The 16,656-nt window shown below is 71.1% G+C and carries 15 protein-coding genes; 2 read left to right on the top strand and 13 right to left on the bottom strand.

Features of this window, described 5'->3' with window-relative positions; translation table 11 throughout:
• Positions 1 to 22: 22 nt before the first annotated feature.
• Positions 23 to 811: a MauE/DoxX family redox-associated membrane protein gene (locus ACOOE8_RS18400; RefSeq protein ID WP_420392845.1), complete on the bottom strand. Its 789-nt coding sequence runs from the start codon at positions 809 to 811 to the stop codon at positions 23 to 25.
• 180 nt (positions 812 to 991) lie between these two features.
• Here ACOOE8_RS18400 and ACOOE8_RS18405 point away from each other — a divergent pair, with 180 nt between their 5' ends.
• Positions 992 to 1,270, top strand: a complete 279-nt coding sequence (locus ACOOE8_RS18405; RefSeq protein ID WP_420392846.1) for a metal-sensitive transcriptional regulator — start codon at positions 992 to 994, stop codon at positions 1,268 to 1,270.
• Positions 1,271 to 1,282: 12 nt separating this feature from the next.
• Here the strand turns inward: ACOOE8_RS18405 and gltX are convergent, their stop codons facing one another.
• The 7 genes from gltX to ACOOE8_RS18440 all read right to left on the bottom strand — a co-directional run bounded on the left by gltX (position 1,283) and on the right by ACOOE8_RS18440 (position 9,230).
• The gene (gene gltX / locus ACOOE8_RS18410) at positions 1,283 to 2,656 is read right to left on the bottom strand and encodes a glutamate--tRNA ligase (RefSeq protein ID WP_420392847.1); all 1,374 of its coding nucleotides are present in this window, start codon (positions 2,654 to 2,656) and stop codon (positions 1,283 to 1,285) included.
• Positions 2,649 to 4,301, bottom strand: a complete 1,653-nt coding sequence (locus tag ACOOE8_RS18415) for an NAD+ synthase (RefSeq protein ID WP_420392848.1) — start codon at positions 4,299 to 4,301, stop codon at positions 2,649 to 2,651. Before ACOOE8_RS18415 ends, gltX begins: the two co-directional genes overlap by 8 nt.
• 81 nt (positions 4,302 to 4,382) lie before the next feature.
• Positions 4,383 to 5,264 (bottom strand): haloalkane dehalogenase, encoded by an 882-nt coding sequence (locus tag ACOOE8_RS18420; RefSeq protein WP_420392849.1) that lies wholly within the window; start codon positions 5,262 to 5,264, stop codon positions 4,383 to 4,385.
• Between the two features lie 7 nt (positions 5,265 to 5,271).
• On the bottom strand, positions 5,272 to 6,672 hold the full coding sequence (locus ACOOE8_RS18425) for a class II 3-deoxy-7-phosphoheptulonate synthase (RefSeq protein ID WP_420392850.1): 1,401 nt from the start codon (positions 6,670 to 6,672) through the stop codon (positions 5,272 to 5,274).
• A 47-nt stretch (positions 6,673 to 6,719) separates the two neighbouring features.
• On the bottom strand, positions 6,720 to 7,289 hold the full coding sequence (locus ACOOE8_RS18430) for a gamma-glutamylcyclotransferase family protein (protein ID WP_420392851.1): 570 nt from the start codon (positions 7,287 to 7,289) through the stop codon (positions 6,720 to 6,722).
• The gene (gor, locus tag ACOOE8_RS18435; protein WP_420392852.1) at positions 7,286 to 8,665 is read right to left on the bottom strand and encodes a glutathione-disulfide reductase; all 1,380 of its coding nucleotides are present in this window, start codon (positions 8,663 to 8,665) and stop codon (positions 7,286 to 7,288) included. The genes ACOOE8_RS18430 and gor overlap by 4 nt, the downstream gene beginning before the upstream one ends.
• Positions 8,666 to 8,675: 10 nt before the next feature.
• Entirely contained in the window at positions 8,676 to 9,230 is a 555-nt protein-coding gene (locus tag ACOOE8_RS18440) for a DUF2059 domain-containing protein (protein WP_420392853.1), read from the bottom strand.
• Positions 9,231 to 9,355: 125 nt separating this feature from the next.
• Here ACOOE8_RS18440 and ACOOE8_RS18445 point away from each other — a divergent pair, with 125 nt between their 5' ends.
• Positions 9,356 to 10,039: an HAD hydrolase-like protein gene (locus tag ACOOE8_RS18445; RefSeq protein ID WP_420394742.1), complete on the top strand. Its 684-nt coding sequence runs from the start codon at positions 9,356 to 9,358 to the stop codon at positions 10,037 to 10,039.
• On the opposite strand, the gene ACOOE8_RS18450 is transcribed toward ACOOE8_RS18445, so the two are convergent.
• From ACOOE8_RS18450 to ACOOE8_RS18470, 5 genes are all read right to left on the bottom strand, one after another.
• Entirely contained in the window at positions 10,036 to 12,678 is a 2,643-nt protein-coding gene (locus ACOOE8_RS18450; protein ID WP_420392854.1) for a sodium:solute symporter family transporter, read from the bottom strand. The genes ACOOE8_RS18445 and ACOOE8_RS18450 overlap by 4 nt on opposite strands.
• On the bottom strand, positions 12,675 to 12,953 hold the full coding sequence (locus tag ACOOE8_RS18455; protein ID WP_420392855.1) for a hypothetical protein: 279 nt from the start codon (positions 12,951 to 12,953) through the stop codon (positions 12,675 to 12,677). The genes ACOOE8_RS18450 and ACOOE8_RS18455 overlap by 4 nt, the downstream gene beginning before the upstream one ends.
• Positions 12,941 to 13,291, bottom strand: coding sequence for a response regulator transcription factor (locus ACOOE8_RS18460; RefSeq protein WP_420392856.1), 351 nt, complete (start codon positions 13,289 to 13,291; stop codon positions 12,941 to 12,943). Before ACOOE8_RS18460 ends, ACOOE8_RS18455 begins: the two co-directional genes overlap by 13 nt.
• Position 13,292: 1 nt before the next feature.
• Entirely contained in the window at positions 13,293 to 14,690 is a 1,398-nt protein-coding gene (locus tag ACOOE8_RS18465) for a short-chain fatty acyl-CoA regulator family protein (protein ID WP_420392857.1), read from the bottom strand.
• A 229-nt stretch (positions 14,691 to 14,919) separates the two neighbouring features.
• On the bottom strand, positions 14,920 to 16,530 hold the full coding sequence (locus tag ACOOE8_RS18470; RefSeq protein WP_420392858.1) for a flavin-containing monooxygenase: 1,611 nt from the start codon (positions 16,528 to 16,530) through the stop codon (positions 14,920 to 14,922).
• Between the last annotated feature and the right edge of the window lie 126 nt (positions 16,531 to 16,656).

Consider the following 16,656-nt stretch of genomic DNA (forward strand, 5'->3'; position numbering starts at 1 on the left):
CGGGGCGCGCCGGCAACGCCGCCTACGCGAGGGACTTCGACAGCATCCACACCGCAAGCAGCGCCATGCCGACGTTCTCCGACAGGCTGATCACGCCGAGCGGGACGTTGGAGTTGCCGCCGACGCAGGCGCACTTCAGGTCGCGCTTGTCGACGTAGACCGCCTTGATCACCGAGATCGAGCCCAGCGTGCCGATGACGAGCGCAACCGGCGCCACGAAGGGCGTGAACGGCGCGCCTGCGATCATGCCGATGCCGGCGTACGCCTCGGCGAACGGGTAGATGTACGCGTAGGGCACCCAGCGCTGGGATAGGAGGTCGTAGCCGAGGAACTGGTTGGCGAACGCGTCGAGGTCGCGCAGCTTCTGGATCGCGAGCACGACCATCGAGAACGCCACGAAGAACTCGACCGTGCGCACCGTGAACGGCGTGGCAAACGCCGCCCAGGACATCGCCAGCGCCGCCAGCGCCGCCGTCGCGAAGACGGCGATGATGGGCGCGTAGGACGTGGCGCTCGGATCGGCCACGTCAAGCCCGAAGTGGCGGCGCAGGTCGTCGTGGCCGCCGATGCGACGGCCGTCGATGAACGCTTGGGGCGTCGTCTTGACGTCGTGCTCGGCCTTGAAGCGGTCGATGGCCTCGCGGCTCCTCAGCGGATGGTCCTCGACCTCATAGCCCTGCTGGGCAAGGAGGCTCTTAGACTTCAGCCCGAATGGACAGACGTGCTCGTCCGTCACCATCCTGTAGAGCAGCGCGCGCCTGTCCGTCGAATTGGCGCGCGCATGGGCTGGGCTATGCTCGGCGATGGTCATGATGGTCCCTTTTTGGATCAAGCCGCGGACGCCCGGAGCGTCCGCCACTCGGATCGGCGAGCTTACGCGGCGAGGCGAAAGACCTGGTGCTGCAGCGACGCCATGGCCTATATACCCCTCTTGGGTACGCCTTCAACGGCACGAGCTCGTGGACGGTTCCACGGGACGCAGGAGCCAGCCATGCATGGGAAGAAGAACAAGGCGGCGGTACTCAACCGGCTTGCCCGCCTGGAGGGCCAGGTGCGCGGCGTTGCCCGCATGGTCGAGGAGGAGCGCTACTGCGTCGACGTCCTGACGCAGACCGCGGCGATCCGCTCTGCGCTGCGGGCGGTGGAGAAGCTCGTCATCGAGGACCACGCGCGCACCTGCGTGGAGGACGCCGTGGCCTCGGGCGATCCGCAGGCGCAGCGGGCCAAGTTCCTCGAGCTCATCGACCTTCTCGACAAGGCTCGTGCTTGACGGACGCGAGGGTCAGCCGGCCGCCGTCGTCCGCGCGAGGGCGAGCGCCCGGTCCAGGCGGCGTGCCACGCCTTCCGGACCGATCAGCGGCAGCAGCGGGCCCATCTCCGGTCCCGCGCGTCGTCCGGTGAGTGCAACGCGCAGCGGCATGAACAGCGCGCGTCCCTTGCATCCGCTCCGCGCCTTCACGGCATCGGTCCATGCCTTGAAGGTGCCCTCGTCCCATGGCGCCGGGGGCAGCTCGGCACGCGCGGCCTCAAGCAGTCCTGCGTCCTCGCCATCCTCCCAGGCATCGTGGGACGGACCCTCCCGGACGATCTGCGCCCAGTCCGCCACGTCGTCGCGCCGCTCGAGGTTGCCGCGGACGGCGTTCCACAGGCTTGCGTCGGCGATCCCATGGGCGTCGAGCAGCCAGGCCGCGACCGACTCGTAGGGCAGCTCGTGCACGATGGGTGCGTTGAGCCGCGCGAGGTCCGCGGGATCGAACGTCGCCGGCCCCCTCGAGATCGCCGCGAGGTCGGCCATCTCTACGAGGAGGTCCATCGAGGAGACGGGCTCGATCGCGTGGGACGTCCCGACGAGGACGGCGAGCGAGGCGACCGCCATCGGCTCGATCCCGTCCGCGCGCAGCTGGGCGAGGGACATGGGGTTGTCCCGCTTGGAGAGCGGCTCGCCGTCCGCCCGGACGAGGAGGTTGTGGTGGGCGAAGGCCGGTGTGGCGGCGCCGAGCGCCTCGAACAGGGCGAGCTGGACGCCGGTGTTCGTCACGTGGTCCTCACCGCGGATGACCAGCGTCATGCCGAGCTCGGCATCGTCGACGACCGATGGCAGCGTGTAGAGGTAGCTCCCATCCTCGCGCACGAGCACGGGGTCCGACACGCTGTCGAGGTTGACGGTCTGCGGTCCCCGGCACGCGTCGTCCCAGTGCCGTGCTTCGCCCGGAAGCTTGAACCGCCAGTGCGGCCGACGGCCTTCCGCCTCGGCCGCCACGCGGTCGGCAGCGGTCATCGCGAGCGCGGCGCGGTCGTAGATCGGCGGCAACCCGCGCGCACGCTGCAGCGCACGCTTGCGGTCGAGCTCGTCGGCGGTCTCGTAGCAGGGATAGAGCAGGCCGTCCGCGCGCAGCCGCTCCGCCGCCGCATCGTAGAGCGGCAGGCGCTCGGACTGTCGCACCACGCGGTCGGGGCGCATCCCGAGCCAGGCGAGGTCGTCGGCGATCGCCGCCACGTGGCGCTCCTCGGACCGCTCGGCGTCGGTGTCGTCGTAGCGCAGGACGAAGGTCCCGCCCGACCGCACGGCCGCGGCGAAGTTGTAGAGCGCGGTGCGGGCGTTGCCGATGTGGATCGCGCCGGTCGGGGACGGCGCGAAGCGGACCACCTCAGCCATCGCGGAAGCGGTTGGTGATGGGGTAGCGCCGGTCACGCCCGAAGTTCTTCGGCGACAACTTGACCCCCGGCGCCGCCTGTCGACGCTTGTACTCGGCGATGTTGAGCAGGTGCTCGACGCGCCGCACGGTGTCGAAGTCGTGCCCCTCGGCCGCCACGTCGGCGACGCTCGCCTCGTCCTCGATGAGCCGGCGCAGGATTGCGTCGAGCGTCGCGTAGGGCGGCAGCGAGTCCTCGTCGCGCTGGTCCTCGCGCAGCTCCGCGGTGGGCGGCTTGTCGATGATGCGTTCGGGGATGACGACGCCGTCCGGCCCGCGGCCTCCGCGCGGGCGGTGCGTGTTGCGCCACCGGCAGAGCCGGAACACCTCCGTCTTGTAGAGGTCCTTGATGGGGTTGTAGCCGCCGTTCATGTCGCCGTAGAGCGTGGCGTAGCCAACCGACACCTCGCTCTTGTTGCCGGTGGTGATCACCATGCCACCGAGCTTGTTGGAGACCGCCATGAGCGTCGTCCCGCGCACGCGGCTCTGGATGTTCTCCTCCGTCACGTCCGGTGGAAGGCCGTCGAACACCGGCTTCAGGAGGTCGTTGAAGCCATCCACCGCCGGCGCGATGGACACGATGTCGTAGCGCACGCCGAGCCGCTCGGCGACGTCGGCGGCATCCGACAGGCTCTCGTTGGAGGTGTAGCGGTAGGGCAGCATCACGCAGTGCACGCGCTCGGGTCCGAGGGCGTCCACGGCGAGCGCCGCGCAGATCGCCGAATCGATGCCGCCGGAGAGGCCGATGACGACGCTCGGGAAGCGGTTCTTGTCGACGTAGTCGCGCAGGCCCAGCATGGCGGCGGTCCATTCCGCCTCGTCGAGCTCGGGCAGCGCGGCACGCTCGCCGGGCTCCGGCGCCCATCCGTCCCCGTTCCGACGGAACGTCACCGTCGCAGCGGTTTGCTGGAAGGCAGGCAGCTGCACCGCGAGCGTGCGGTCGGGTGCGAGCACGAACGAGGCGCCGTCGAACACAAGCTCGTCCTGCCCGCCCACCTGGTTGACGTAGGCGAGCGGCAGGCCGCTCTCCACGACGCGCGCGAGCGCCACCTGCATGCGCCGCTCCTGCTTGGCGCGCGTGTAGGGCGAGCCGTTCGGCACGACGAGGATCTCCGCCCCCGTCTCGACGAGGCACTCCACGACGTCGCCGTCACCCCAGATGTCCTCGCAGATGGGGAAGCCGACGCGCACGCCAGAGACGTTCACGGGACCGGGCATGTCCCCGGGCACGAAGACGCGCTTCTCGTCGAACTCGCCGTAGTTCGGCAGGTCGATCTTGTGACGGACGGCGGAGACGCGCCCGTCCGTGAGCACAGCGTAGGCGTTGGTAAGGCGCCCGTCCTCGAGCCAGGGCGTGCCGATGGCGACGGACGGGGCGCCGTCGCAGCGCCTCGCGAGCGCCTCCACCTCGGCCATGCAGGCCTCGGTGAACGCGTGCTTGAGGACGAGGTCCTCCGGCGGATAACCTGAGACGAACAGCTCGGGGAAGGCGACAAGCTCCACCGGGCCACATTCGCGAACGGCAGCCTCGGCGAGGGCTCCGTTGCCGGCGATGTCGCCCATGGTGGGGTTGAGCTGCTGCAGCGAGATCGTGAAGCGGTCGCGCATGGGCTCCATCCGGCGGCCTGGTCCTCGGCCGGGGCGACCGTGTCGCGCGCTGCCCGGCCCGTCAATGCCGCGCGGCGCCGCTCAGCCCCGCACCGCGCGCACGAAGCGGGCGAGCGCCGCGGCGATCTCGCCCGGGGAGTCCTCCTGCAGGAAGTGCCGCCCCGGCACGGTCACCTCGGTCTGGTTGCGCCAGCGGCGGCAGAACTCGCGCTGCTCGCCGGTGAGGATCGACCCCGGCTCGGCGTTGATGAACAGCTTGGGGACGTCGCTCTGCGCCAAAAACTCTCCGTAGCCGGCAACGAGGCTCACCATCTCCATCGGCTCGCCGCCGATCGGGATCTGCCGCGGCCAGTCGAGGGTCGGCCGCCGCCCCTCGCCGGGCTCGGCGAACGGCGCCCGGTAGTGCGCCATCGCCGCGTCCGAGACGCCGTTCAACGTGGCCGCGGGCAGGATGCGCTCCACGAACACGTTCTTCTGCAGCACGAGCTGATCGCCGGCGTCCGAGCGCATGGCCTGGAAGATGCCACGGGCGTCCTCGGGCCACCCGTCCCAAGACGCGATGGGACGGACGATCCCCTCCATGTAGGCGATGCCGGCCACGCGCTCGGGGCGCTGACGCGCCCACTCGAAGCCGAGCGCGGTGCCCCAGTCGTGCAGCACCAGGATGGCATCGCCGGTGACGTCGAGCGCTTGCCACGCGGCGTAGAGGTGGCGCTGATGCTCGGCGAACGAGTACCGCATCGGCCCCGCGTCCGGCAGCTTGTCCGACCCGCCCATGCCGACGAGGTCGACGGCGATGCACCGCCCGAGCGAGGCAAGCTCCGGCATGATGTTGCGCCACAGGTAGGACGATGTCGGGTTGCCGTGCTGGAAGACGATGGGCGCGCCCTCCCCCACCTCGACGTAGGCCATGCGCCGCCCGAGCACCTCGACGTGCTTGAGGGGAAGCGGCTCGTCGCTCATGGCGCGGTCACGCCGCCTCGCGCGCGCTGCGGCCCTGCTTCTCCGCCTGCAGGTTCTCAGCGATCAGGAAGGCGAGCTCGATGGCCTGCTCGGCGTTGAGCCGCGGGTCGCAGTGGGTGTGGTAGCGGTGCGACAGCGAGTCCTCGGTGACCGCGCGGGCGCCCCCGGTGCACTCGGTGACGTTGGTCCCGGTCATCTCGACGTGGATGCCGCCGGCGTGGGTCCCCTCCCCGCGGTGGATCGCGAAGAAGGACTGCACCTCCTTGAGGATCCTGTCGAAGGGTCGCGTCTTGTAGCCACCGGCCGCCACCGTGTTGCCGTGCATCGGATCGCACGACCACACCACGCGCCGCCCCTCGCGCTGCACCGCGCGGATGAGGCCGGGCAGGTGCTTCTCCACCTTGTCCACGCCGAAGCGGCAGATGAGGGTGAGACGGCCGGCCTCGTTCCTCGGGTTTAGGATGTCGATGAGCTCGATCAGCCCTTCCGCGGTGAGCGAGGGACCGCACTTGAGGCCGATCGGGTTGTTGACGCCGCGGCAGTACTCGATGTGGGCGTGATCCGGCTGTCGCGTGCGGTCGCCGATCCAGATCATGTGCCCCGTGGTCGAGTAGTACTCCCCGGTGAGCGAGTCGACGCGGGTGAACGCCTCCTCGTAGCCGAGCAGCAGCGCCTCGTGGGAGGTGTAGAGGTCGGTGGAGCGCAGCTGCGGCGTCGTCGACGGGTCGATGCCGCAGGCGCGCATGAAGGCCAGCGTCTCGGAGATGCGGTCGGCCAGGGCGCGGTAGCGGTGGCCCTGCGGCGAGTCCGCGACGAACCCGAGCATCCAGGTGTGCACGTTGTCGAGGTTGGCGTAGCCACCTTGGGCGAACGCCCGCAGCAGGTTCAGCGTCGCGGCGGATTGGCGGTACGCCATCTCCATGCGCTGCGGGTCGGGCGCGCGTCCCGCCTCGGTGAAGGCGATGTCGTTGACGATGTCGCCGCGATAGGACGGCAGCTCCAGGCCGCCCTGCGTCTCCATCGGCGAGGAGCGCGGCTTGGCGAACTGCCCCGCGATGCGGCCGACCTTGGTGACGGAGGACGCCGAGGCGTAGGTAAGGACCACCGCCATCTGCAGGAACACGCGGAAGAAGTCGCGGATGGCGTCCGGATGGTGCTCGGCGAAGGCCTCGGCGCAGTCGCCGCCCTGGAGGACGAAGCCGCGGCCCTCGGAGACCCTGCCGAGCTCGGCCTTCAGCGCCCGCGCCTCACCGGCGAACACCAGCGGCGGGTACGACGACAGCCGCGCCTCCATGGCTGCGAGCGCCTCACCGTCGGCGTAGTGCGGCATCTGCAACGCGGGCTTGTCCCTCCAGCTCGAGGGCTTCCAGCCCGGCGCGGCGGACTTCGGCGGCGTTGTGGTGACCATGACGCGTTCCCCCGCAGCTGCGGCCCTGACCTCTGCAGGGCCGGGTCCTAGCACGATGGTGCTGCATCCACCGGCAGGATGCGCGCGTCAACACCACGCAGCGCGTCGTCGACCCGCGCGGCTTCGTCCGCCGTGAGATGCTGCGCCCGTGGGTAGCGCGGCGCGGCACGGTCGTCGAGGATCGGCACGTGCCAGCCGTCCGTCGTCGCCATGAAGCGATCGACCCCGCGCTCGCCGAACTCGACGAGGAAGCCCTGCACGATGGCATCGACGTAGGAGAGGTGCACGGGATGCGCCGCGTCGCCCCAGCGGTCCACCTCGGGCCGTGCGCGGTAGACGATGGCCCCGCCCAACCCCTCCGCCGGCAGCGCCTCGTAGTTGTGCTCGCGCGCGTCGATCGTGCCGCGCATGTCGCCGTCGAAGGTTACCAGGAGCCCCTCGATGACGCCGTCCCCCGCCGGCACGATCGAGACCGCACAGACGCCGCCGGCCGCTGCCATGCTGGACGCCCGCCACGCCCGGCGCCAGCCGGCGAGCATCGCCGGACGAGCGGCAAGGTGCGCCGGCAGGGTGCGGCGGTTAACCAGCGAGCCGTAGCCGAAGACGGTGAACGTCAAGCCGCCTCGCGGCGCAGGCGCGCGACCGGCGTGCGCATGGTGACGAGCTCCTCCGCGGCCGTCGGGTGGACCGCCATGGTGGCGTCGAAGTCGGCCTTCGTGGCGCCCATCCGCACCGCGATGCCGAGCACCTGGGCGAGCTCGGCGGCGCCGTGGCCCATGATGTGGACGCCGAGCACGCGGTCGCTCCGCGCGTCCACCAGGATCTTCATGAGCATGCGCTCGTCCCGCCCCGACAAGGTCGCCAGCATCGGTCTGAACGAGGCCTTGTAGACATCGACGTCGGCGAAGGCCTGCGCAGCATCCCCCTCCGTGAGCCCGACGGTCCCGAGTTCGGGGTGGGAGAACACCGCGGTCGGCACGTGCGTATGGTCGACGCTCGCGGGATGCCCGCCGAACACGGCGTCGGCGAAGGCGTGCCCCTCGCGGATCGCGACCGGCGTGAGGTTCACCCGGTCGGTGACGTCGCCCACCGCGTAGATCGACGGCACCGAGGAGCGACCCTCGTGGTCGACCTTGACCGCGCCGCGGGCTGTCAGCGCGACCCCGGCGGCCTCGAGCCCGATCCCCTCCGTCGAGGGACGGCGCCCCGTGGCGAACAGGACCTCGTCGCCAGCGAGCGTGGTCCCGTCCGACAGCGTGGCAAGCAAACCGTCCGCCTGCCGCTCGATGCTGGTGAAGATGACGTTGAAGCGGAAGGCGACGCCACGCTTCTCCATCTCGCCTCGCACGGCTGCACGAAGCTCGTCGTCGAAGCCGCGCAAGATCTCGCCGCCGCGGTAGACCAGCGTCGTCTCCGCGCCGAGCCCGTTGAAGATGCCGGCGAACTCCACCGCGATGTAGCCGCCCCCCGCGATCACCACGCGGCGCGGCATCTCCTCCAGGTAGAACACCTCGTTGGAGGTGATGACGTGCTCGATGCCCGGCAGCGACAGGTCGAGCCACGGCGTGCCCCCGGTGGCAACCAGGATAACGCGCGCCGTCACGGTCCGATCCTCGGCGAGGATGCGCACCGTGTGGGGATCCTCGATGACCGCGCGGCTCTGGAACAGCGCGGCACCGGCGGCGGTCAGGTTGCTGATGTAGATCGCGTTGAGCCGGTCGATCTCGCGGTCCTTGTGGGCGATCAGCGTGGCCCAGTCGAAGGACGCCGGAGGGACCGTCCAGCCATAGCCCGCCGCGTCCTCGAACGCCTCGGAGAACTGCGAGGCGTAGACCATCAGCTTCTTGGGCACGCAGCCGCGGATGACGCAGGTGCCGCCGACCCGGAACTCCTCGGCGAGGGCGACCCTCGCGCCGTGCCCCGCGGCGATGCGCGCGGCGCGCACGCCGCCGGACCCGCCACCGATGACGAAGAGGTCGTAGTCGTGGGTCACCGGGCGGACATCAGAGCGCGATGCCCTTCTCGCGCAGTCGAGCGCGCGTCACGTCGACCATCTGCGAGGCGAGCGTCTGCTCCCACTGTCGAGCCGCGCCGATCGCGAGCGCGGTGATGCTCGGCGTGAGTTCGACGAACTTCTTGCCGACGTCGCCGGTGAAGAACGTCTTGAGCTCGCTCAGCTCCTCCGCCGTGAAGCGGCGCGCCCAGACGAGCTGGAGCGTGCGCGACAGCTCCACCCGGCTCTGCGTCATGTCGAGCGCGACGTCGTAGACCACCTCCTCGATGTCCTGGGTCAGCGCAGGGTACTGGCGAGTGAACAGCTCCTGGGTCTGCGTGGCGAGCCGCGGCAGGATGTCGTCGAACGTGTCGTCGGACTGGGTGAGGTCGATGAGCTCCTGCGCGAGGGCGAGGTGCTCGGCCGTGATGTCGGCGTCCCCGCTCTCGGGGACAGGGACGGGGATCGCCCGCGGCTGCGGCGCCTGCTGCGCGATGGCGGACGGCGCAGCGAGGACGAGGCCAGTTAAGACGGCCAGCATCGCGGCGGTGGCGGAGGTGCGCATCCGGTGACCTCATGGTTCCAGTGATCGTCGGTTCAAGCAAGTCGGCGGGGAAGTTGCAAGCCGGGGAAGGCTTCCCCTCGGCCGGCGCCACGGTTATGCCCGCTCAAGGCGAGGTTGGGGCGGTGATGCAGGGCTTGGCGATCTTCGACCTCGACGGGACGCTGGTGGACACTGCACCGGACCTCGTCGACACCTGCAACGTGGTCCTGTCACGCCGTGGCGTGCCGACGATCCAACCGGAGCGGCTGCGCGTGCACATCGGCATGGGCGCGAAGGCGATGATCGCGGCCTCCCTTCAGGAGTCGGGCGTCACGCTGGGCGACGACGAGCTCGAGGCGGTGCACCGCGAGTACCTCACGCACTATGGCGAGCGGATCGCACGCGACAGCCGGCCGTTCCCGGAGCTCCTCGCTGCCCTCGACACGATCGCGGCGGCGGACGTCGCAGCCGCCGTCTGCACCAACAAGCGCGAGGCGCTCGCAACCCAGCTCCTCGCCGAGCTCGGCCTCCTCGACCGGTTCGTGTTCGTCGCCGGGTTCGACACCTTCGCGGTGTCCAAGCCCGACCCCGGACACCTCCTCGCGACGATCTCCGCGGCCGGCGGCGTGCCGGACCACGCCGTCTACGTGGGCGACAGCCGCATCGACCGTGAGACCGCGCAGGCGGCGAGGGTGCCCTTCGTCGGCCTCACCTACGGCTACAGCGACGTGCCGATGACCGAGCTTGCTCCCGACCGCTTGCTCGGCCGCGGCGAGGACGTCGGCGCGGCGATCCTGTCCCTCCTTGCCACCTCGTCGCAGCAGCGCTAGCCAGCCCGGCGCAGCCGCGCGTCCTGGGCGAGGGGCAGCGCGGCGCAGAAGGTGGAGCCGTCGGCGCCCGTCGCCTCGAGCTCCAGGGTGCCGCCAAGCGCGATCATGATCTGATGCGAGATGGCGAGGCCAAGGCCCGCACCGGTTGCGGACTCGCTGGCGAACTTCTGGAACAGGCGCGGACGCAACCCCGCCGGCACGCCCGGGCCCGCGTCGCGCACCCGCAGCATCGCGCGCCCTGACTCGGCGGCGACGGAGACCTCGACGTCGCCCTCTCCGCGGAACCTCACCGCGTTGGACACGAGGTTGACGAGCACCTGCTTCAGGCGATCGGCATCCGCGAGCACCATCACCGGCGCGGCGGCAGCGACGGCGATGCGCGCGCCGCGACGCTCGGCGAAGCCCTCCATGACCGCGGCGGCCTCGCGAGCCGCTGCCGCGGCGTCGACGAGCCGGACGTCGAGCGGCGCGACCCCGGCCTCGAGGCGCGACAGGTCGAGGACGTCGTCGAGGAGGCGAGACAGCCGCTCGCTCTCGGCAAGGATGATGTCCACGAACCGCGCCGCACGGTCCGCGGTGACCCCGCCCTCCCGCAGCAGCTCGGCGAAGGAGCGCACCGCGGTGACCGGCGTCCGCATCTCGTGGCTGACCCGGCTCAGGAACTCGTCCTTCTCCGCGAGCAGCGTGATGAGGTCCGCGTTGGCACGGGCGAGCTGCGCGGTGTGGCGCTCGAGCTCGACGGAGCGGATGCCGAGGGCACGGGCCGCCTCGATCGCCTCTTGGGTCTCCTCCAGGAGCATGATGGCCGCGTCCATGGCGAGCGGCTCGCCGGTGGCGATCTGCGTCGTCAGGGTGTGGGCGGACGCCGCCCCGACGGCGTAGGCGAGCTCGCGCTCCACCTCCTCGATGAGCCGCCCGTCGGCCTCCTCGCGTCCCGACAGGTCGCTGCGGGCGAACAGCGCGTGCGCCCGGTCCGGTCCGAGGATGCGCCGCGTCAGGCGGACGAGCTCGCGCAGGCTGGCCGAGCGGCGCAGCGTCGGCTCCGGCCCGCCCCGGCGCATGGCGTCGACGAAGAGCGTCGCCTGCAGCTCGTCGATGGCGCCGCCGCGGGTCGCGAGCGAGCCGGCGACGGTGGCGAGGAGGTTGACCGACAGCGAGGCGAGAACGCCGAACACCAGCGGGTCGACGGCCCGCGGCCCCTCGGCCATCGCCTCGGGCATGAGCGCGGCGCGCACCATGGCGAGCGCTTCGAGCCCGACGCCGAAGCTCGGCAGGAAGAGGAGCGCGAACCACGTGAAGGCGCCGGCCGCGAGGCCCGCGGTTGCGCCGACGCGGTTGGCGCGCCGCCAGAACAGGCCGCAGAACAGCGCTGGTGCGAACTGCGCGACCCCGGCGAACGCGATGAGGCCGATGGAGGCGAGGCCGCCGCCGACGCCGCCGGAGCCACGCGCCTCCGCGTAGAGCAGGCCGAGCCCGACGACGCCGGCGATGGCGATGCGGCGCGTCAGGAGGATCGCCGACGTCAGCCCGGTCGGCGAGCGCACCCTGCGAGCAAGCTGCGGCGCGACGATGTGGTTGGAGATCATCACGGCGAGCGCCAGCGAGGCCAGGATGACCATGGAGGTCGCCGCCGACAGCGCGCCGATGAAGGCGACGAGCGCGACGAGGTCCGCCCCGCGCGCCAGGGGCAGCGTCAACACGAAGAGGTCGGGCTCGGCCGTCGCCGGGAGCTGCGTGAGCCCCGCGGCGGCGATCGGCAACACGGCGAGGGTGAGGAGGAACAGGTAGGCCGGGAACAGCCACGAGGCGACCGCGATGTGCCGCTCGTCGCGGTTCTCCACCACCGCCACCTGGAACTGGCGCGGCAGGCATACGATCGCCATCGCCGACAGGAGGGTGAGGATCGTCCAGCGCGCGCCGCCGTCCTCGGCAAGGTCACCGACCACGGCGAGCGCGGAGCCGGCGCTCGCCATCGCGGCGCCCGGCGCAGGACCCTCCGCCAGGGCCACGACGGCGAGGATCGCGACCCACAGGAGCGCGGCGAGCTTCACGACGGACTCGAACGCGATCGCCGCAACGATCCCCGGCTGGCTCTCGTCCGCGTTCACCCGCCGCGTGCCGAACATGATGACGAAGAAGACCATGGCGACCGCGACCCATCGCGCGGTGGGCGTCCCATCCGCACCGAAGCCGGCGAGCGCCTCGAACGCACGGCTGATCGCGATGAGCTGCAAGGCGATGTAGGGAGTGATGGCGGCGATCGCGACGATCGTGACGAGCAAGGCGACGGCGCGGCTCTTGCCGTAGCGCGCCGACAGCATGTCGGCGATGGACGTCACCCGCTGGGCCTTGGCGATCCGCACGAGCTTGGGCAGGAACAGCCACCAAGCCATCAGCGCGAGCGTCGGACCGATGTAGATGGTGACGAACTCCAGGCCCGACCGCGAGGCGGTGCCCACCGCGCCGAGGAAGGTCCACGAGGTGCAGTAGACCGCGAGGGACAGCGTGTAGACCAGCGGCGATCCGAGCCAGCGCGCTCGGCTCGCCTCGGCGAGGCGGTCGGTGGCGAAGGCGATGACGAACAGGAGGCCGAGGTAGGCCCCGCCGACCGCGACGACGAGGGGCGCGCCGAGCGTCACCGCGCGTCCGGCCTGCGCCGCGCGAGGCTGCGGGTGAGGACGATGCCGACGAGCCAGACGGCGAGGACGTAGACCAGCGCGCTCGGCAGGCCGAGCACGGTGAAGGAGCGGTCCGAAAGGGCGAGCGCGGTCGGCGTGAACAGGACCGCACCACCGAGCGCCACGACGGTGCGCGCGTCGCCCCGCACCCGGTCCGGCGCCGCCTCGCCATCGCTGGGTCGCGTGGCCTCGCGCGAGGCCGGCAAGCCGACGCCGCGGCGCATCACGGGCGGCACAGCGAGCGCACCGTCGCCATCAGCGCCCGATTGGAGAACGGCTTGGTGACGAACGCGTGCACCCCGAGGCCCACCATGCGCTCGCGATCCCGCGCCTGCCCCTTCGCGGTCAGCACGCACACCTTGGGTGGGGCGTCGAGCGCCAGCGCCTCGGCAGCGACCTCGAAGCCGGAGCGTCCCGGCAGCATCACGTCAAGGACGAGGAGGTCGCACCCGGACAGCGCCCCGCGGGCCGCCTCGCCGTCGGCGATCACCGTCACCTGGAAGCCTTCGCGCTCCAGGAGGAACGTCAGCGCCTCGGCGATGTGCGGCTCGTCCTCCACCACGAGCGCGCGCACCTCACGCGTCCCCGGCGCCATGGGCGCGCTGGGCGCAGCCCGCCCGACGGCACGACAGGCACTCGTAGCCGGCGAGGGTGACGAGGCTGTCGCGGTTCGAGGCGAAGGCGTCGCCGTAGACCAGCGCCGGCGCGTGCGCCGCCGCGACGCCGAGCATGACGGCGAACCTGGTGGGCGGCTGGGCGTGACGGCGCGCGGTCTTCTCGAGGGCGCGCGCGATGAAGAGGAAGCGTCCGCCCTCAAGGTCCGCGAGCTGGGACAACGTGCGGCCCGGCTGCGCGAACGTCTCGTAGATCACCCAGAGCGGGCATGCGCCAAACAGCGGCAGCCTGAGATGAGGGCTCGACAGTCGCTTGGAGACGGTGCCCGCCGGGTCGACGCGCAGGAAGGCGAACGGCACACCCTCCTCGCCGGGCCGGCGCAGCGTGGCGAGGCGGTGCGCCACCTGCTCGAAGCTCGCGCCGTACGCGCCGGCGAGCTCATCGACGTCGTAGCGCGCTTCGATCGCCGCAGCGAGGAAGGGCCGATAGGGCATCGTGGCGGCCCCCGCCGCGTAGCGCCACAACGCGCCGCGTGCCCGCCGCTCGGCGCCCTCGCTGGAGAACGTGTGGCCGGCGAGCGCTTCGTCGACCAGGTGCGGCAGGCGCTCGGCGACGATCGCGCGTGCGCCCGCGAAGCGGACGTTGGGCGGCCCCTCGGGGAGCCTCGGCGGGTCGGCCTGAAGCGCCTCCTCGATGACGGCGAAGTGGTTGTCGCGGTCGTGCAGGAACGCATCGACCTCGCGCACGTCCGCCCCCGCCGCGTCCACCGCGGTGCCGGACTGCAGCGCGGCGATGAGGTCGCGGGCGACGTCGGTCAGCCGCGCGCTCTCGGCGACCACGGTCCGCGTGAACCGGACCCGTGGCCCCTCGCCGAGCGCAGGCCCGTCCGCCAGGATCTCCGCCGCCGAGCGGATCGAGGTGATGCGCGACAGGATGTCGTGGGCGAACGAGGTCCACTCCGGATCGCGCTCGAACCGGTCGGCGAGGCGGAAGGTACGCGCCTCGGCGGTGAGCGATCGGGCGTGCAGCTCGAGGACGAGCCGCGCCCAGTCCGGCGAGAACGCGACGAGCGCCGCGGCGCTGCTCGCGAGCGAGCCGTCGAGCCGCTGGGCCACCTCGTGCAGGTCGGCGGCGAGCCGGTCGTCGCTCGCCGCAGTGAACGCGTCGGCCGGAACGCCGAGCCGCTCGGCGATGCGCCTGAGGAGCCGACCGCCGATCTGTCGCTTGTCGCTCTCGATGAGCGAGAGGTAGGCCGGCGACACGCCCACCGCGGACGCCAGGCTGCGCTGCGTCACCCCGGCGGCGCGACGCTGGCTCCTGATGCGGTCGCCGATCGGCACGCGCTGAGCGAGCGCCATCCGTCCCCTCCCTTCCGGACGACCGGCGGGAACGGCACCGTCTGGCGGATGCCTTGCAGACCTCCCGTCGGGCGAGCCAAGCCTCGTGCGGCCGCGTCGATGCCTGTCAACGAAGCGTCAACGCGCCGGCAGGATGTTTTATGGTTTTACAAGGCGAGGCAAGCGAGACGGACGCCGTCCCTTGTCGCGTACCGATGGCGACCTCCGCTTGATCCATGAGGCGGCTGCCTCAGGTCAGGACGAACCCCTTGTAGCCCTCGTCGGCGACGTGCTCGCAGGTGCCGGCGTAGCGCGCCATGCCACCGGCGTAGGGCATGAACACGCGGGGCTTACCGGGGACGTTCGCACCGAGGTACCAGGAGCTCGACGCCATCGGCAGGAGCGTCGCGTCCGCCGCCTCGTTGACGTGGGCGACCCAGTCCTCGGACGCTTCGACGGTCGGCTCGATGCGCTTGAGGCCGGTGCGACGCATGTGGGCGAGACAGTCCGCGATCCACTCCACGTGCTGCTCAAGCGCCACCGGCATGTTGCACAGGACCGAAGGGCTCCCCGGGCCGGTGATGGTGAACAGGTTCGGAAAGCCCGGAGTCATCAGGCCGAGGTAGGTCTTCGGGCCAGCGCTCCACGCCTCGCGCAGGGTGAGACCGTCGCAACCCTCAAGGTTCAGCGCGACCAACGGCCCGGTAAGCGCGTCGAACCCCGTGGCGAAGATGATGACGTCGAGCGGGTAGGTCCGCCGCGTGGTGCGGATGCCCTCGGGCACGATGGCCTCGATGGGCTCGGCCTTGAGGTCGACGAGGTCGACGTTGTCGCGGTTGAACGTCTCGAAGTAGTTCGTGTCGATGGGCGGGCGCTTGGTGGCGAAGCCGTGATCCTTCGGCGTCAGCTTGTCGGCCACGTCAGGGTCCTGCACGACCTCGCGGATCTTGCGGCGGATGAACTCCGAGGCGACGTCGTTGGCCTTCGCGTCAGTGAGGACGTCCCTGAACACCGCGCGGAAGCGAAGCCCGCCGACCCGCCAGGCCTCCTCGAACCGGGCGAGGCGCTCGGCGTCGTCCACCTCGAGCACGCCGACGTCGGAGATGTCGAACGGGTGCCCGTTGGTGACGCGGCGGGCGTGCTCGCGGATGGCGCGGTAGTTCGCCTTCACCTCGCGCAGGAAGTCGTCCGTCAGGGGGGCGTTGCGCGCGGGCACGCTGTAGTTCGCGGTGCGCTGAAAGACGGTGAGCCTGGCGACCTCCTCGGCGATCGCCGGGGCGAGCTGGATGCCCGTCGAGCCCGTGCCGACCTGACCGACCCGCTTGCCGCTGAGGTCGACGCCCTCGTGAGGCCACGCTCCGGTGTGGTACCAGCGGCCCGCGAAGGACTGCAGCCCTGGGACGGCAGGCACGTTCGCCGCCGACAGGCAGCCCACCGCGGTGATCAAGATCGGAGCGACGTAGGTCGCCCCGTCCGTGCGCACGCGCCACAGCGCGTCCGCCTCGTCGAAGCTCGCACCGAGCACCTCGGTCGACAGGTCGATGCCCCGCCTGAGGTCCAGCCGGTCGGCGACGAAGCCCAGGTAGCGCCTGATCTCATGATGATCGGGGTAGCGCTCGGTCCAGGTCCACTCCTGCTCGATCTCTGGGGAGAAGCTGTAGGAGTAGTAGTAGCTCTCCGAGTCGCAGCGCGCCCCAGGGTAGCGGTTCCAGTACCAGGTGCCGCCGATGTCGTTGCCCTTCTCGATGACGCGGACATCGAGGTCGAGCTCGTCGCGCAGCTTGTGAAGGGCGTAGAGGCCGGAGAAGCCGGCGCCGATGACGATGGCGTCGTGGTGATGAATGTCGTCCGCATTCGCCATGCCGATCCCCCAGTGTCCGGTGCGCGACGTCGCTCGTCGGCAGCCAGAGCCGCAGCGCGACGTCCGACGCTACGGTCCAGCCCCGTGGCTGTATAAGTAGTCCACACCGTCAGCGTCAAAGGCGTG

The sequence above is a fragment of the Acuticoccus sp. genome (assembly GCF_965213555.1).
GTDB lineage: Bacteria > Pseudomonadota > Alphaproteobacteria > Rhizobiales > Amorphaceae > Acuticoccus.

Coding starts and splice junctions, on each gene's coding strand:
- ACOOE8_RS18465 (WP_420392857.1), bottom strand. CDS start 14,690: ATGGCGCTCGCTCAGCGCGTGCCGATCGGCGACCGCATCAGGAGCCAG.
- ACOOE8_RS18470 (WP_420392858.1), bottom strand. CDS start 16,530: ATGGCGAATGCGGACGACATTCATCACCACGACGCCATCGTCATCGGC.
- ACOOE8_RS18415 (WP_420392848.1), bottom strand. CDS start 4,301: ATGCGCGACCGCTTCACGATCTCGCTGCAGCAGCTCAACCCCACCATG.
- ACOOE8_RS18425 (WP_420392850.1), bottom strand. CDS start 6,672: ATGGTCACCACAACGCCGCCGAAGTCCGCCGCGCCGGGCTGGAAGCCC.
- gltX (WP_420392847.1), bottom strand. CDS start 2,656: ATGGCTGAGGTGGTCCGCTTCGCGCCGTCCCCGACCGGCGCGATCCAC.
- ACOOE8_RS18445 (WP_420394742.1), top strand. CDS start 9,356: ATGCAGGGCTTGGCGATCTTCGACCTCGACGGGACGCTGGTGGACACT.
- ACOOE8_RS18405 (WP_420392846.1), top strand. CDS start 992: ATGCATGGGAAGAAGAACAAGGCGGCGGTACTCAACCGGCTTGCCCGC.
- ACOOE8_RS18400 (WP_420392845.1), bottom strand. CDS start 811: ATGACCATCGCCGAGCATAGCCCAGCCCATGCGCGCGCCAATTCGACG.
- ACOOE8_RS18440 (WP_420392853.1), bottom strand. CDS start 9,230: ATGCGCACCTCCGCCACCGCCGCGATGCTGGCCGTCTTAACTGGCCTC.
- ACOOE8_RS18420 (WP_420392849.1), bottom strand. CDS start 5,264: ATGAGCGACGAGCCGCTTCCCCTCAAGCACGTCGAGGTGCTCGGGCGG.